General features: G+C 67.0%; 13 protein-coding genes. 5 read left to right on the top strand and 8 right to left on the bottom strand.

The window, feature by feature from the left end; translation table 11 throughout:
- The first annotated feature begins 41 nt into the window (after window positions 1-41).
- From DVU99_RS04785 to DVU99_RS04770, 4 genes are all read left to right on the top strand, one after another.
- On the top strand, window positions 42-389 hold the full coding sequence (locus DVU99_RS04785; RefSeq protein ID WP_114239079.1) for a PsiF family protein: 348 nt from the start codon (window positions 42-44) through the stop codon (window positions 387-389).
- Between the two features lie 357 nt (window positions 390-746).
- Window positions 747-1,388 carry a uracil phosphoribosyltransferase gene (gene upp / locus DVU99_RS04780; RefSeq protein ID WP_114239078.1) on the top strand — a complete coding sequence of 214 codons (642 nt, stop codon included), beginning with the start codon at window positions 747-749 and terminating at the stop codon, window positions 1,386-1,388.
- 244 nt (window positions 1,389-1,632) lie between these two features.
- On the top strand, window positions 1,633-3,279 hold the full coding sequence (locus DVU99_RS04775) for a methyl-accepting chemotaxis protein (protein WP_114239077.1): 1,647 nt from the start codon (window positions 1,633-1,635) through the stop codon (window positions 3,277-3,279).
- Between the two features lie 12 nt (window positions 3,280-3,291).
- Entirely contained in the window at window positions 3,292-5,085 is a 1,794-nt protein-coding gene (locus DVU99_RS04770; RefSeq protein WP_114239076.1) for a phosphodiesterase, read from the top strand.
- A gap of 39 nt (window positions 5,086-5,124) precedes the next feature.
- Here DVU99_RS04770 and pip read toward each other — a convergent pair whose 3' ends face one another.
- The 3 genes from pip to DVU99_RS04755 all read right to left on the bottom strand — a co-directional run bounded on the left by pip (window position 5,125) and on the right by DVU99_RS04755 (window position 8,632).
- Window positions 5,125-6,084 carry a prolyl aminopeptidase gene (gene pip, locus DVU99_RS04765; RefSeq protein ID WP_114239075.1) on the bottom strand — a complete coding sequence of 320 codons (960 nt, stop codon included), beginning with the start codon at window positions 6,082-6,084 and terminating at the stop codon, window positions 5,125-5,127.
- 63 nt (window positions 6,085-6,147) lie between these two features.
- Complete coding sequence (locus DVU99_RS04760) at window positions 6,148-7,179, bottom strand: YncE family protein (protein WP_114239074.1); 1,032 nt, start codon at window positions 7,177-7,179, stop codon at window positions 6,148-6,150.
- Between the two features lie 70 nt (window positions 7,180-7,249).
- Window positions 7,250-8,632, bottom strand: a complete 1,383-nt coding sequence (locus DVU99_RS04755) for an FAD-binding oxidoreductase (RefSeq protein ID WP_114239073.1) — start codon at window positions 8,630-8,632, stop codon at window positions 7,250-7,252.
- 121 nt (window positions 8,633-8,753) lie between these two features.
- Between DVU99_RS04755 and serA the strand changes: the two genes are divergently transcribed.
- The gene (gene serA, locus DVU99_RS04750) at window positions 8,754-9,986 is read left to right on the top strand and encodes a phosphoglycerate dehydrogenase (protein WP_114239072.1); all 1,233 of its coding nucleotides are present in this window, start codon (window positions 8,754-8,756) and stop codon (window positions 9,984-9,986) included.
- Window positions 9,987-10,052: 66 nt separating this feature from the next.
- Here the strand turns inward: serA and DVU99_RS04745 are convergent, their stop codons facing one another.
- Genes DVU99_RS04745 through DVU99_RS04725 form a run of 5 tightly spaced genes read right to left on the bottom strand, consistent with a single transcriptional unit; the run spans window position 10,053 to window position 15,649 of the window.
- Window positions 10,053-11,240: an MFS transporter gene (locus DVU99_RS04745; RefSeq protein ID WP_114239071.1), complete on the bottom strand. Its 1,188-nt coding sequence runs from the start codon at window positions 11,238-11,240 to the stop codon at window positions 10,053-10,055.
- An 8-nt stretch (window positions 11,241-11,248) separates the two neighbouring features.
- Window positions 11,249-11,881: a hypothetical protein gene (locus DVU99_RS04740; RefSeq protein ID WP_232823453.1), complete on the bottom strand. Its 633-nt coding sequence runs from the start codon at window positions 11,879-11,881 to the stop codon at window positions 11,249-11,251.
- A 5-nt stretch (window positions 11,882-11,886) separates the two neighbouring features.
- The gene (locus tag DVU99_RS04735; RefSeq protein ID WP_114239069.1) at window positions 11,887-13,362 is read right to left on the bottom strand and encodes an aspartate aminotransferase family protein; all 1,476 of its coding nucleotides are present in this window, start codon (window positions 13,360-13,362) and stop codon (window positions 11,887-11,889) included.
- Window positions 13,359-14,024: a class II aldolase/adducin family protein gene (locus DVU99_RS04730; RefSeq protein WP_114239068.1), complete on the bottom strand. Its 666-nt coding sequence runs from the start codon at window positions 14,022-14,024 to the stop codon at window positions 13,359-13,361. Before DVU99_RS04730 ends, DVU99_RS04735 begins: the two co-directional genes overlap by 4 nt.
- Window positions 14,021-15,649, bottom strand: a complete 1,629-nt coding sequence (locus DVU99_RS04725) for an FGGY-family carbohydrate kinase (protein ID WP_114239067.1) — start codon at window positions 15,647-15,649, stop codon at window positions 14,021-14,023. Before DVU99_RS04725 ends, DVU99_RS04730 begins: the two co-directional genes overlap by 4 nt.
- Between the last annotated feature and the right edge of the window lie 111 nt (window positions 15,650-15,760).

The raw sequence follows: 15,760 nt of genomic DNA, 5'->3' as shown, positions 1-15,760 counted from the left end.
GGTGCGGCCGGCGCTCGCCGGTCATCCAGGAGGGTACTCGCATGTCCTCGCGCTTGAGCCTGATGGTTGCCAGCATCGCGCTGGCGTTTGCCGCATCCACCGCATTTGCCGCACCGCAGGCCACCACCAGCAGCCCGCCGGCCAAGAACTCGCAGCAGCAACGCATGACCGACTGCAACCAGCAGGCCGCTGGCAAGACCGGCGACGACCGCAAGACGTTCATGAGCAGCTGCCTGAAAGGCCAGACCGCTGCGCCAACGAAGATGACCCAGCAGCAGAAAATGACCGCCTGCAATGCCGATCCGCAGGCCAAGACGCTCAAGGGCGACGCCCGCAAGCAGTTCATGAGCAACTGCCTCAAGAGCGACTCCGCGCCCGCCGCGCACTGAGTCCTCGACTCGGGAACCAGGGTGCCGATAGCCATCGGCACCCTTTTTTTTCCGCGCATCATCCGTGCAGCAGCGCCTCCTGTGCGCGACCGGGACGGGAGAGGGGCCGAGCGGTGGGTAGTGAGGGCGCCAAGTCCATCCACCTGGGGTCCGCTTGCAGGTTGCGACGGATGTCCCGGCTTGCGCCCTCGCCGCTCATTCCTCAGCGTTTCGCTTCGCAGGCTTTTCGCGCACAGGGTGCGCTCCTACACGGGAGCTGCGCCGTCGTACGCGCCTTGCCCTCCTGCAAGGGCCGATGTTTTGTGAGGAACACCCTGCTGGGCGACAATCGCGCCATTGCCTCAGCCAGGTCGCCCCATGAAGATCGTCGAAGTTCGCCACCCCCTCATCCAGCACAAGCTCGGCCTGATGCGCCGCGCGGGTATCAGCACCAAGGAGTTCCGCGAGCTGGCCTCCGAGGTCGCCGCGCTGCTCACTTATGAGGCCACCAAGGATCTGGAAACCGTGGAGCAGGCCATCGAAGGTTGGGCCGGGCCGCTCACCGTGCACCAGATCAAGGGCAAGAAGATCACCATCGTGCCGATCCTGCGCGCGGGCTTGGGCATGCTGCCTGGCGTGCTCGACCTGATTCCCGCCGCCAAGGTCAGCGTGGTCGGCCTGCAGCGCGACGAGGAAACGCTCAAGCCGATCGCCTATTACGAAAAACTCACCGGGCGCATGGACGAGCGCATCGCGCTGATCGTCGACCCGATGCTGGCCACCGCCGGCACCCTGGTAGCCACGGTGGACATGCTCAAGGCCGCCGGCTGCAAGCGCATCAAGGGCCTGTTCCTGGTGGCCGCGCCCGAGGGCCTCAAGCGCATCGAGGCGGCGCACCCTGATATCGAGATCTATACCGCTGCCATCGACGAGCGGCTCAACGAGCACGGCTACATCCTGCCGGGCCTGGGCGACGCCGGCGACAAGATCTTCGGCACCAAGCAACTGCCGCCAGCCTGACGGCCGGCCGCAACGCCAAGGCCTCCGGAGCCCCGCCTCGCAGCGGGGCTTTCTTTTTTCGAGGATGCGAAATGCAGCACGGAAGTCACAGGCGCGACATCTTTCCGTGCGATTTTCTGTGCGCCGGCACGTCCCGGAAATTAAACGCAACATTTTGATTTATTGAAGTTTTTTTTTGAATTTTTGCTCAAGTTGTGAGCCGGTGAGCCGACAGCTCCTGCAGTCCCCTCACCAAGACCCACCCATGCTGAAACGACCGACGTGGATCCCTGCCCTGACACTGCGCCAGCGCCTGCTGTTGCGCCTGTTGTCGATCCTCGGGCTGCTGGCTGTGATGAGTGCCGCCGGCCTGCTGCAGTTGCACCGCGCGGACACGCGCATCCAGGGCCTGGTGGAAGGCTCGCTCAGTCCGGTGGCTGACGTCGGCCGCGTGCAGAACGACTACAACAGCAGCCTGCAGGCCCTCGTGCATGCGGTGCTCTCGCAGCTGCCCTCGGCGGTGGAAGACGCGCATACACGCATCCATGCCGACCGCGTGGACGCCGAACGCCACTGGAAGGCCCTGCAGACCAGCGAACTGGCGCGGGAACAGGAACAGGCGCTCAAGCTCACCGTCACGCACCGCGCCGAGGCCGATCGCACCATCGATGAAACCCTGGCCCTGCTCGACGCCGGCCAGTTCGATCTCGGCAGCCTCAAACTCAGCACCGAAGTGCAGCCTGCCTACGAGCCGCTGCAGAGCGATTTCGCCAACCTGTTCCAGGCCGCGCTGGCCAAGGGCAACGCGCAGGTGCAGACGCAACGCCAGGGCGATCGCGAAGGCATGGTGATCCTGCTGGTGGTGCTGGCCCTGGCGCTGTTGTGCACCATCCTGCTCGATGGCCTGCTGATGCGCAGCCTGATGCAGCGCCTGAACCAGGCCATGCAGGTGGCCCAGCGCATTGCCGCGGGCACGCTGGGTGAACCGGTGGCGTCGGGCGTCGATGACGAACTGGGCCGCCTGTTGCGTGCGCTCGCCGCGATGGACGAGCAACTCACCCGCGTGCTGGCCCAGGTGCGCCAGAGCGCGAGCTCGGTCGACCAGCGTGCGCACAGCCTTGCCCACGACAACCTCGCACTCAGCCAGCGCACGCAGTCGCAGGCGGCCGGACTGGAACAGACCGCCGCCTCGATGGCGCAGATGGCCAGTCATGCAGTCCAGGGTGCCGGTCACGCCGATGGTGCGGCGCTCGCCGCACGTGAAGCGCTCGCCCATGTCGAACAAGGCCGGCAGGTAGCGGGCGAAGCACTGGATTCAATGCAGGCGATCCAGCAGACCAGCCGGAGCATCAGCGAGATCGTCGACCTGGTCGACAGCATCGCGTTCCAGACCAACCTGCTTTCGCTCAACGCGGCCATCGAGGCGGCGCAGGCCGGCGAACGTGGCCGTGGCTTCGCGGTAGTCGCATCCGAAGTGCGCCAGCTGGCACGCCGTTGCGTCGAAGCCAGCCAGGACATCCGTCGCCTGATCATGCGCAGTACCGAGGCGGTGGCCCTGGCCAGCGACAAGGTGGCGCTGTCGGGCGAAGCACTCGATGGCATCGTGGCGAGTGTCACCCGCGTGTCGGGCCTGGTCGCGCAAATTTCCGCCGCCGGCCAGATCCAGGTCGGCGGCATCACGCAGATCAACCATACCGTGGGTGAGATGGATCGCCTCACCCAGGCCAACGCGGGACTGGTGGAAAACATCAACGCCACCGGCCGCGCATTGTCCACCGACGCCGAGGCGCTCATGCGCCAGGTGGCGTTCTTCCGCCTGCCGGGTGAAGCCGGTGCCGTTCCCAGGGCGATGCAGGAAGCGCCGCCATCCACTGCACTGATGCATCCACCACAGGCCGTCCAGGCGGCCTGATTCGATGAAGGCATGTCAGCCACCCTCGCCTACCACTACACCCCACACGCCATGCTCGAGCGCGCCCTCGCTGCAGGAAGCCTTACGCCGGTTTTCCAGCCCGTGGTGCGCGTTGACACCCTGGAAGTGGTGGCCCACGAGGGATTGAGCCGCTGCGCCTTCATGCCAGGCTCCTTCTCCATCCTCGACCTGCTCGATCTCGCCCGCATGGAAGGGCGGCTGGCCGAGGTGGAGCTGCATGCGGCACGCACCATCTGCCGCGCCTTCGATGCGCACAATGGGCAGGGACGGCTGCTGGTGAACCTCAGCGCGCGCGCCATCCTGCACGATGCATTGCGCCCGGATGACGTGCTCTCCGCACTCACCACCTGCGGCCTGGACCCGGCCCGCGTCACCATCGAGGTGACCGAGCGCGACGTGGTGGAGAGTCCCGCCAGGCTCGCCCACGCACTGGGCTACCTGCGCGCCCACGGCATACGCGTGGCGCTGGATGACTTCGGCAACGGCCATTCCAATTTCGAGATGTGGAACGAGATCCACCCCGACGTGGTGAAGATCGATCGTTACCTCGTCAACGGAATCTCGCGCAGCGCAGGCAGGCTCGCCATCGTGCGTGCGCTGTGCCAGGTGGCCGAGAGCCTGGGCACTGACTTGGTCGGCGAAGGTGTGGAGGATCCGGCCGACCTTCGCGTGCTGCGCGACCTGGGTATTCCCTATGCGCAGGGCTTTCTGATCGGCCGCCCGGCGGCGCAACCGTGTGCCGAGGCCAGCGCCGAATCACGGCAGCTGCTGCGCGCGCCGGCGGTATCGGTGCTGCCGCGCCCGCGTGGACCGGTGACGCAACGCCCTACCCAGGTCAGCCACCTGCTGATCGAGGCACCGTCGGTAGAACCCCGCCAGAGCAACGAAGAAGTGATGGCGCTGTTCGTGGACCATCCCGAGCTGCACGCCGTGGCGGTGGTGCGCGACGGGCATCCCATTGGCCTGATCAACCGGCGCCTGGTCAACGAGCGCATGGCACAGCCCTTTGCGCGCGAACTGCTGGCACGCAAATCCTGCACCGCGCTGATGAACGGTGCGCCGCTGGTGTGCGACGAGCACCGCAGCCTGGAGAGCCTCGCCGATGTGCTGCGCGGCGAGGACCAGCGCTACCTCGCCGACGGTTTCATCGTCACCAGCGGCGGACACTACCGTGGCCTGGGCACCGGCGAAGCGCTGGTGCGACGGGTGAGCGAGTTGCGCATCGACGCGGCACGCCACGCCAATCCGCTCACCTTCCTGCCCGGCAACATTCCCACTACTGAGCACCTGGAGCGCCTGCTCGACGGCGGCGAGCGTTTCGCGGTGGTGCACGTGGACCTCACCGACTTCAAGCCATTCAACGACCACTACGGCTATTCGCGCGGCGACGAGATGATCCGGCTGCTGTCGAGCCTGTTGAGCGAGCACGTCGATCCGGCGCTCGATTTCGTCGGGCACATCGGTGGCGACGATTTCGTGGTGCTGTACCAGAGCATCGACTGGGAGGCCCGCTGCCAGCGCGTGATCGATGCCTTCAACACGCGTTCGCCGCACCTGTTCGATGCCGCCGACGTGGCCCATGGCGGCCTGCATGGCAAGGATCGACGTGGCGAGCCGCAGTTCTTCCCCTGCACCACCGTGGTGATGGGAGCGGTGGAACTGAGCCCGCCGCTGCCGCAGCGCGCCCAGTCCATCGCCATGCTCGCCGCCCGCGCCAAGCGCCAGGCCAAGCGTACAGGCGTGGGCCTGCACGTCTTTGCGCGCGCCCAGGCCGTACCGGCCTGAGCGGTTGCACGGCGGGGCCAGGATGCCCCGCCCTCCTGATCAGCCGCGGAAGCGGTCGGTCGCCTGCACCAGCTCGGAAATGTTGCCCGGCTCGAACGCGGAGTGTCCGGCATCCTGCACGATGCGTAGGTCCGCCTCCGGCCATGCGCGATGCAGGTCCCACGCGCTGCGCATCGGGCATACCACGTCGTAACGGCCCTGCACGATCACCGCCGGGATATCGCGAATGCGGCCGACGTTGCGCAGCAGCTGGTCGTCATGCTCGAAGAAACCGCCGTGCACGAAGTAGTGGCACTCGATGCGCGCGAAGGCGAGCGCGAACTCGTCCTCGCCGCTCGACTCGATGTGCGCCGTGTCCTGCCACAGGTAGCTGGTGGCCCCCTCCCAGATCGACCAGGCACGCGCGGCGTTCACCCGCACCTGCGGGTCGCTGCTGGTGAGGCGACGATGGTAGGCGCTCATCAGGTCGCCGCGCTCGGCTTCCGGGATCGCCGCGAGATACGACTCCCACGCATCCGGATACAGCGCGTCGCAACCCTTCTGGTAGAACCACTCCAGCTCCCAGCGGCGCAACATGAAGATGCCGCGCAGGACGAGTTCGGTCACGCGGTCAGGATGCGTCTCGGCGTAGGCCAGCGCCAGCGTCGAACCCCACGAACCACCGAACACCTGCCAGCGATCGATGCCCAGGTGGGTGCGGATGCGCTCGATGTCGTTGACCAGGTGCCAGGTGGTGTTGTCCTTGAGCTCCGCATGCGGCGTGGACTTGCCGCAGCCGCGCTGGTCGAACAGCACGATGCGATAGACCGCCGGATCGAAGAAACGCCGGCACTTCGGATTGGTGCCGCCACCGGGGCCGCCATGCAGGAACACCACCGGCTTGCCGCTCGGGTTGCCGCTCTGCTCGTAGTACAGCGTGTGCAGCTCCGACACCTGGAGCATGCCGCTGTCATACGGCTCGATCTCGGGATACAGCGTACGAAGTGGCTGCGGCGACATGCTCTTGCTCCTGGGCGAACGGGGACGGCCGATTAGGCTAGCATGCCCCGTCCGGACGGGGCGTCAGGGGCTGCCCACGGTCAGCACGGTAAAGCTGCCGGGAACCGCCGACGGCTTGGCCCCGTCTCCTCCCGGCGGGGTGGCCCACTGCACCGCCGACAGGTACAGCCGGTGCAGCCTGGGATCGAGCACCAGCGTGCGCGCGCTGGGCTGCGTGCTGATGGTCTGGACGACGCGATAGTGATCCGCGTCGTCCTGGTGCACCACGCTGATGTCGCCGCTTTCGCCATTGGAGCTGTACACCATGGCCGCGGCCTCGTCGAACACCACCGCATCCGGACCCTCGCCGATCGGCACGTTGGCCACCACGCGGCCATGCTCCGCGTCGGTCACCGCCATCTGCTGGTTGTCGCATACCGAGAACAGGCGATGGTGCCGGCGGTCGATGGCCAACCCCGTCGGCGACTGGCAGCTGCCCAGGCTCCACTGGGCCAGCACGCTGTCATGCAGGCTGTCGATCTGAACCAGCTCGGCCCGATCCTCCAGGTTCACGTAGACATGGCCCTGTTCATCGCTGGCTGCGAACTCGGGCTTGCCAGGCAGGGCCACGGTGTGGATCACGACGTTCTGCACCGGATCGATCACGCTGAACGAGTGACCCTTGCCGTTGAAGGTGAGCACGTGATGCGAAGCGGCATCGTAGAGAATCGCATCCGGCTTCTCGCCCGTACCGCCGATGGTGGTTACCACCGCCAGTGTGTCGAGGTCGAACACGGTCACCGAGGCGCTCAGTCCATCACTGGCATAACCGCGATGCGCCGCCTGGTCGATGGCGATGCCATGCACGCCCTGCGTACCCGGGATGGTCGCGATGTGCTTGTGCTGGTCCACAGCGACCACTTCGACGCGATTGCCCCGTGTCACGAACAGATGCCGGCGCTGCGCATCGAAGCTGAGGTAATCCCAACCACCCTCGCCCCCCAGCGACAGGCGCGAGAGTACGCGGTAGTCGGCCATGGGCGTCGAAGCCAGGGCATGCGGCGCGGCGAGGGTGAGCAGGGCAAGGCAAAGTGCGTGCTGCAGTGGGCGTGACATGGCGCGGGAATCATCCGTGGACAGGTCTCTCCAGCTTGCCTGCGCGGTCTTAGTTCCGCCTTAGCGCGACTCAGCCGAACAACTTGCCCGGATTCAGCAGCCCCTTGGGATCGAACACCTGGCGCACGCCGCGCATCAGGGCAATCTCCGCTTCGCTGCGCGTGCTTCGCAGGTAGGCGCGCTTGACCAGGCCAATGCCGTGCTCGGCCGAAATGCTGCCGCCATGACGCTCCAGCGTGGCCGCCAACAGCTTGGTGACGTGCTCGCATTGCGCGATGAAATCCTCATCGGACAAGGCTTCGGGACGCAGCACGTTGATATGCAGGTTGCCGTCGCCGATGTGGCCGAACCACACCACCTCAAAATGCGGGTACTCGCGTCCCAGCAGCTGATGGATCTCGTGCAGGAACAGCGGCAGCGCGCTGATGCGCAACGAGATGTCGTTCTTGTACGGCCGATGCGGCGCCAGGCTCTCGGTGATGCCCTCGCGCAGCCGCCACAGCGCCGCCGCCTGCGCCTCGCTCTGCGCGATCACGCCGTCGCTGATCCAGCCCCGGTCCACACCCTGCTCGAAGGCCGCCAGTGCCGCGTCCTGCGCCGCCTCGTCGGCATCGAATTCGGTTACCACGTAGTACGGATGCTCGCCTTCGATGGCACGCTGCGCGCCATGCGCCAGCACGTGCTTCAGTGCCACGTCGGTGAAGAACTCAAAGGCCTGCAGGTTGAGGCGTGAGCGGAACAGCCCGAATACCTCCATCAGCGCGTCCATGTTCGGGAGCGCCAGCAGCATCACCTGCGAAGGCGGCGGCGGATCGGTAAGGCGCAGCGTCGCCTCCACCACCACGCCCAGCGTACCCTCCGAACCGATCAGCAGATGGCGCAGGTCGTAGCCGCTGGAGTTCTTGATCAGCCCGCGGTTGAGCTGAAGCAGCTCACCGTTGCCGGCCACCACGGTAAGCCCGGCGATCCATTCGCGGGTATTGCCGTAGCGGATCACGCGGATGCCGCCGGCATTGGTGGCGATATTGCCGCCGATGGAGCAGGAGCCGCGCGCCGCGAAATCCACCGGGTAGATGAGACCGTGGGATTGCGCCGCCTCGTGCACGGCGTGCAGGGTCATGCCGGCCTGCACGCTGAGCGTGCGGTCCACCGCATCGAAGCCCAGCACGCGGTTCATGCGCTCCAGGCTCAGCACCAACTCGCCATTCGCCGCCACCGCGCCACCCGAGAGTCCGGTGCGGCCACCCGACGGCACCAGCGCCACGCCATAGGCATTGGCCCAGCGCACGATGACCTGCACCTCGGCCACATCGCCGGGCAAAACGACGGCTAGCGGTTTAGGCGTCCATCGGCGGGTCCAGTCGCGACCGTAGTGCTCCAGGTCGGCCGGATCGGTCAGCAGGCGCAGATTGGGAAGGCGGTCGGCCAGTTCGGCCAGACGGGCATCAGTCATGGAAGCACCCCGGGTTGGTCCTCCAGCCTGCCAGCGCCGGGCCGCAACGTCCAGTGCTGCGACGCCGCAAATTCGCCCCAAGGTCTGGCATAGTGGGAACGTTCTTCCCACTGCCACGGCCATGAAGACCTCGTTCCCGAAACAAGACATCAAGGTGCTCCTGCTGGAAGGCGTCAGCCGCAGCGCGGTGGAGGCCTTTCACCGCGCCGGCTACAGCCAGATCGAATTCCACGAGAAGGCACTGCCGGAGGCCGAGCTGAAGGCCCGTATCGCCGATGCCCATATCGTGGGCATCCGCTCGCGCACCCAGCTCACCGACGAGGTGCTGCAGCAGGCCAAGCGGCTGATCGCCGTGGGCTGCTTCTGCATCGGCACCAACCAGGTCGATCTGTCCGCGGCCCGCCTGCTCGGCGTGCCGGTGTTCAACGCGCCCTATTCCAACACGCGCAGCGTGGCCGAATTGGTTATTGCTGAAACCATCATGCTGCTGCGCGGCATTCCCCAGAAGAATGCGCTGTGCCATCGCGGGGGCTGGACCAAGTCGGCGGCAGGCAGTTTCGAGGCCCGCGACAAGGTGCTGGGCATCGTCGGCTATGGCCATATCGGCACCCAGGTCGGCGTGCTGGCCGAGAGCCTAGGCATGCGGGTGATCTTCCACGACATCGAGTCCAAGCTTTCGCTGGGCAACGCGCGCGCTGCCGACAGCCTCGAGGACCTGCTCGAACGCGCCGACGTGGTGACCCTGCACGTGCCGGAGACGCCTTCCACCAAGCTGATGATCGGCACACCGGAACTGGCCCGCATGCGCAAGGGCTCGATGCTGATCAATGCCTCGCGTGGCACCGTGGTGGACATCGACGCACTCGCCGCCTCGCTGCGTGGCAATCATCTCGCCGGTGCGGCGGTGGATGTGTTCCCGGTGGAGCCCAAGGGCAATGACGATGCCTTCGTCTCGCCGCTGCTCGGCCTGGACAACGTGATCCTCACCCCGCACATCGGTGGCAGCACGCTAGAGGCGCAGGACAACATCGGCATCGAGGTGGCGAGCAAGCTGGTGCGCTACAGCGACAACGGCTCCACCCTGTCGGCGGTGAACTTCCCCGAGGTGTCGCTGCCCGAGCACCCGCGCAGCCGTCGCCTGCTGCACATCCACCGAAACGTTCCGGGCATGCTCTCGCGCATCAACGAGCTGTTCTCCTCCGGCAACATCAACATCGACGCGCAGTTCCTGCAGACCGACAGCGAAGTGGGCTACGTGGTGATCGACGTGGCGGCCGACGAAAAGCAGTCGGCGCAGCTCAAGGACCAGCTCGCTACCATCCCGGGCACGCTGCGCAGCCGCGTGTTGTATTGACGCCGATCTGGAAGCGGAGCGTTCACTGCAACGCTCCGCGCTCCGGCACGAGCGCCCAGGTCGCCGTCACTCCGGCCTGGCACCACTGGGCCGCAGCGCCGAAGCCGGTGCACGCAGGCGCAGCGCCAGCAGGGATACGCCCACCAGCAACGCGAACCCCGTCGCCACCAGCGGCACACGCCCTACCTGATCGCCGTTCACGCTGAACGAGGCGCTGAGCGGGCCGAATGCACTGCCCAGCAACTGCGCCGCCGGCACCAGCAAGGCCACCCTGCCCTGTGGGTCGACATCGAAGGCCAGGCGGATATGGAACGGCATAAGGAATAGCCATCCAAAGCCGAACACGCCACATAACGCGGTGAATGCGCCGAGCCGGCCCACCGGCAGGCCATGCATCACGAGGCCGATCGCCGCGAACAACACCACACCCATCGCCAGCGTGACCGGGGCACGCCACCAGCGCACCGCAGCCGAAGCCACGCTGCCGCCGACCAGCTGCATGAACAGCACCAGCGACACCAGCACCTGCGCGCTGTTCGGACTGAAGCCCGCCGCCTGCCCCAGGGGAGCGAGGTACGCCCACAACGTGCCCACCGCGCACATCTGCGCAAACGGCACCAGCAGCGCAAACGTACCGCGCCACGACACCACCGATGCCTTCACTGCTTCCGCATGCAGGCCCAGCTGCAACGGAATCCGGTGCAGCACGGTGAGCGGCAGCAGCGACAACGCCGCCACCGCGACAAACCCCGCCTGCCAGCCCAGCGCGGGCATCAGCCAGCGTGCCAGCCACAAGGCCACCACCGCCTGCACGGCCGTCTGCAGGGTGAGGAAGATGCCGGCCAGCCGATCCGGCTTGGCCGAGCGCACGATCACCATGGTGGTGATCCAGAACAGCGCCGCCGCCAGCAGGCCCGCCAGCAATCGCACCAGCGTGCAGGCCAGGTCACCCTTGGCGACCAGCGTCAGCACGTTGGTGCCGGCCAGCAGCACGCTGGCGCAGGCGGCGGTTTCGCGCAGCCGGCCCAACGGCAACAGTTTCTCGGCGAGGATCACCCCCACCCCCAGCGCGAAGATCTCGCCCATCGCCACCACGCCCACGCCCTCCAGCGTGATGCGCTGGCGATTGACCAGCTCGCCCAGCAATACCGGTTGCAGGCCCAGCATCATCAGCGCCACGCAACCCAACAACAGGGCTGCGGCGATCTCGGCGCGGCTGAAGACGGCAGACGCAGGTGTCGTGGAATCGTGCATGGCTCCCCTCAGTAGCCGTTCGATTCATCGGGCAGTTCGCCGCGCGCGAAGTGCTCCGCCGCGCGACGCTGGTCCTTGCGCAGGCGACCGTTGGCTATATGGCACACCCACCACGGCAAGGTGTCCACCCGCGCGCCCGTGCCGGCTGCCAATACGTAGGCCTTGGCACACTTCTCCGCCAGCTCCGCGTTCAGCACAAGGCGTTGCGCGGTGGTCCCCAGCACCAGGACACGCTGCGCGCAGATCCACAGGTTACCGCCAGTGGCAAGGCAACGGCGCGCCTCGTCGGCCAACGCACCATTGACCGCCGGCAGCGGTGTGGCCGTGCGCCCCAGGTGCCGGGCCTGCTCGTCGAACACCTGCGGCAGGTCGCCACCGAAGCCACCCAGCACGCGGGTAAAGTCGCCCCCACCCAGCGCCACTGCGCCCGCGTCGGCGCGCCCCAGATAAACGGCCGCGTGCAACGCGGCGTCGCCTTGTGCTTCGCCCAGCTCCATGGCCTGCGGTTCACCGCCGTGCGCGGCGCACCACAGCATCAGCGCCTTGCCCGGCACGCGCAGCGAAACACTGCCGCCTTCCCCAAGCAGGTGATGGGCATGCAGGCGGCCACGTACGTCGCTGAGTTGACGCATCAGGTCCATGGGCATCACACCAGTTTCAGCACGTCTTCGAAGCGGTTAAGCGCCTCGTCGACGATCTCGTCCGTGTCGGCCAGGCTGGTGTAGATGCGGCTGCCGGCCAGCGTAATGATGCCGTGCGCGGTGTAGGCCGCGCCCATCTCCTCCATCATGTGCTTGCGCTGCTTGGCCTCGTCCTTGAGGCGCACCAGCTTCAGCAGGCTGCTGGTATCGAGCAGCATCACGCCCGAGGTCTGCAGGTGCACGATCGAGCCCATGTTGTAGGCGACGAACGGCAACCCCAGCCGCTCGATGATCTGCTCCAATCCCAGCCGCAAGCGATCGCCGGCACGGCCGGCTTTCACCGCGGCATCCGTGCGCTGGATCTCCTTGAGCGCGTAATAGCCCGCGGCGCATGACAACGGATTGGCCGTGAGCGTGCCCCCCACGAAGGCGCGCTTGGCGGTGGTGCCGATGCCACCGACCAGCATCATCATGATGTCGCGGCGCCCACCGATGCCACCGGCCATCGGGTAGCCGCCGGTGAGGCATTTGCCCAGCACGGTGAGATCCGGTGTCACGCCGAAGTAGGCCTGCGCACCGCCCAGGCCTGCGCGGAAGCCGGTCACCACTTCGTCGAAGATCAGCAGCGCGCCGAACTCGTCGCACAGCTTGCGCAGCTGCGCGTTGAAGTCCTGCGTGACCGGCCGCGTGCCGCTCTCGGGCCCGAACGGTTCCACGATCACCGCCGCCGTACCGCCGCGCCAACGATTCCAGCGCAGGCGGCGACGGATCGCCTCCAGGTCGTTCGGCAGGCTTTCCTGGGTGTTCTCGGTGGCTCCGCGCGGAATGCCCACGGCTTCCATGCGCCCGGTCTTGGGCAGGCGCATGCCATACACCATCGAGTCGCTCCAGCCGTGGTAGCCGCCGCCGATCTTGATCACGCGGCGCCGCCCGGTATACGCGCGCGCCAGCCGGATCGCGCCCATCACCGCTTCGGTGCCGGAGCCGGCCATGCGCAGCATCTCCACGCCCGGCATCAGCTCGCATACCAGCTCGGCAAGCTTCACTTCGTATTCGTGCAGCAGGCCGGTGGTGGGACCGCAATGTTCCAGCAGCTCGACCACCTTGCTGCGCACCGCCGGCGGGTTCGAGCCCAGCAGGGTCGGACCGCCGGCCTGCAGGAAATCGATGTAGCGGTTGGCGTCGACATCGGTCATGTGCGCACCGTTGGCCTCGGCAATCGCCAGCGGAAACGGCAGGTTGAAGGCCAGGTTGTGCTGCACGCCTCCGGGAATTACCTGGCGCGCTTCCTCGGCCATGCGCCTGGAACCCTGGCAGCGCTGCTCGAAGTAGCCCATCACGCGATCCATTGCGTCGCGGCGGATCGGGCGCATCGGCTGCTTGACCAAGGCGTCGAAGCGGCGATACAGCGCGTCGGTATCCGGCCAGTGCGAAATGGCGCTGCCGGCGGACGGTTCGAGGGAGGCGCGTGGGAGATTCATGCAATGACGTCCTGCACAGGATGGGTTTCAAGGGTGGCAAGCAGGCGCTGCAGCGCCGGGTCCGGCGCGCGCTGGCCGGCAAGGCGCGCACCGATGCGCGCACGCAGTTGTTCCAGTGCCAGCGATTCCAGCGCGACCAGCACCCGCAGCGCGTTTTCCAGGGTGGTCCCGCAACAGATGGCGCCGTGGGTGCGCAGCAGATAGGCGTGCACGTCGGGGCGCAGCGCACGCGCGAGCTTGCCCGACAGCCAGCGTGTTCCCGACGGCGCGTAACCCACCAGCGGCACTTCGGGCCCCAACAGCTCGCGCTGGGCCGGATCGTCGACCTGCAGCGCACGACCCAGCAGGGTGCAGGCGCTGGCCGCCGGCTGGTGGGTATGCACGCTGGCGTGGCAGTCGCCGCGCGCACGCAACACCTGCGCATGCATGCCCGATTCCACCGAGGGCTTGCGCTCGCCATCCACCCGCGCGAGATCGGCCAGCCGCAGCACGCAGACGTCGGCGGCTTCCATCACCTGGTAATCGGTCGCCGAGGGCGTCACCACGATGTGCTCGTCGTCCACCCGCAAGGCCAGGTTGCCGCCGGTGGCGGCGAAATAGCCGCGGTCGGCCAGCGCACGACTGACCTCCACCACGCGTTGTCGTGCGGACTGGAATCTCATGCCGTGACTTCCCGATGGCGGTTGATGCGGCGATACATCGGCGCCAGTCGCCGATGCAGTTCCCTGAAGGTATCGAAGCGCTCGTCGTACAGTCCGCACATGGACGCGCGCGGCTCGAACAGTTGCCGTTGCCTGCAGCGCTCAGGCACATCGGCATAATCCATCTCGCCCAGGCCCACCCCCGCGATGAAGGCCGCGCCCAGCGCGTTGGCCTGGATCGGCGCCACCGGTTGACGCACCGCCATGCCAGTGACATCGGCCAGCATCTGGCACCACACGTCCGACTGACCGCCGCCCCCCACCACGGTGAGCGTGTCGCCACGATGCCCGCGCACGAAGCGCAGCATCGGCTCCAGCATCCAGCGCGTGTTCAGGGCTACCCCTTCGAGGAAGGCGCGGATGACATCCTCGCGCGTGTGTTCCGGCGAGAGGTTGAACAAGCCCGCACGCAGGGTCTTGTCGTCCACTGGCGTGCGCTCGCCGAACAGCCACGGCGTGTAGATCAGGCCACGCGCACCGGCGGGCACGCGATCGGCAATGCGATCGAGCACCTGGTAGACGTCCGGACGCATGTCATCGCTGAGCAGCTCGTCGGGATGGAAGAGGATGCGGTCGCGCAGGAACGCCAGGTTGCTGCATGCAGCCGACTGCATGGCCATCGCGAGGTAGCGATCCTTCAGCGCGCAGGGCAGCGAGGCCACGAAGGCGCCAATGTCGGTGCGCTTGGCCGGCACATGCGCGCCCAGCCACGACGACGTGCCCAGGTACAGGTGCATCTCGCCGTCGCGCACGGTGCCCGCCCCCACCGCCGCCGCGGAGTTGTCCACCGAACCGGCCACCACGCGCGTATCGCGCGCCAGGCCCAGCACTTCGGCCACCACCGGCGCGAGCGTGCCGATCACCTCGGTGGAATGCACCATGTCCGGCAGCTTGTCGCGATCGAGTCCCAGCGCGCGGAGCAGCCCGTCGTCGTAGCGCACGCGGCGCAGGTCGCGATTGTCGGTGGCCCAGGTGGTGAGCGCTGAATCGTGGGTGGAACAGAAGCGCCCGGTCAGGCGCAGGTTCATGAAGTCCAGCGCGTTGAGGAACTTGTGCGTGCGCTCGACCAGTGCCGGATGGTGATCATGCAGCCACGCCATATGACCGGCCGAATCCTTGCCCGACAGCGACGGCGCACCGCCGGTGAGGCGCAGCCAGCGCGCCAGCTTGAGCGGCCCGTACCCCTGGATGTTCAGCAAGCCGCTGCGCGCACGGCGACGGATGGCCTGCGCACCACGCATGTCCAGCCACAGGATGGCGCGCGATAGCACGTTGCCTTCGCGGTCCACCGGGATGGTGCATTCGCCGAACGAGGAGCAGCACACCGCGACCACCCGGCGACGCAGGCCGGCATCCGGGGCCAAAAGCTCCTGGGCCGCATCGAGGAAGGCCTTCCACCAGTCCTGCGGGTCCTGCTCCACCCCGGTGTCGCCGATCAGGTGCAGCGGCACCGCGCGAAACGACCAGCCATGCACCTGTCCGTCCAACCCCACCAGCGCGCATTTGCAGCCCGAGGTACCCAGGTCGACGGCCAGCACCAGGGGATCGACCAAGCGGGATGAAGCGGCCTGCACAGCAACTGGCATGTGGAACGGGCCTAAAGAAGGTAGTTATAGCTATCGTATAGTTACGACTATAATTTCCACAATCCCCACCCCCAGGATCCCGCCGGTGTCTTCCGCCTGTCGATTTTACAC

The organism is Dyella sp. C9, assembly GCF_003332825.1.
In the GTDB taxonomy this organism is placed as follows: Bacteria; Pseudomonadota; Gammaproteobacteria; order Xanthomonadales; family Rhodanobacteraceae; genus Dyella.
This window is presented reverse-complemented; position numbering and strand designations above follow the sequence as displayed.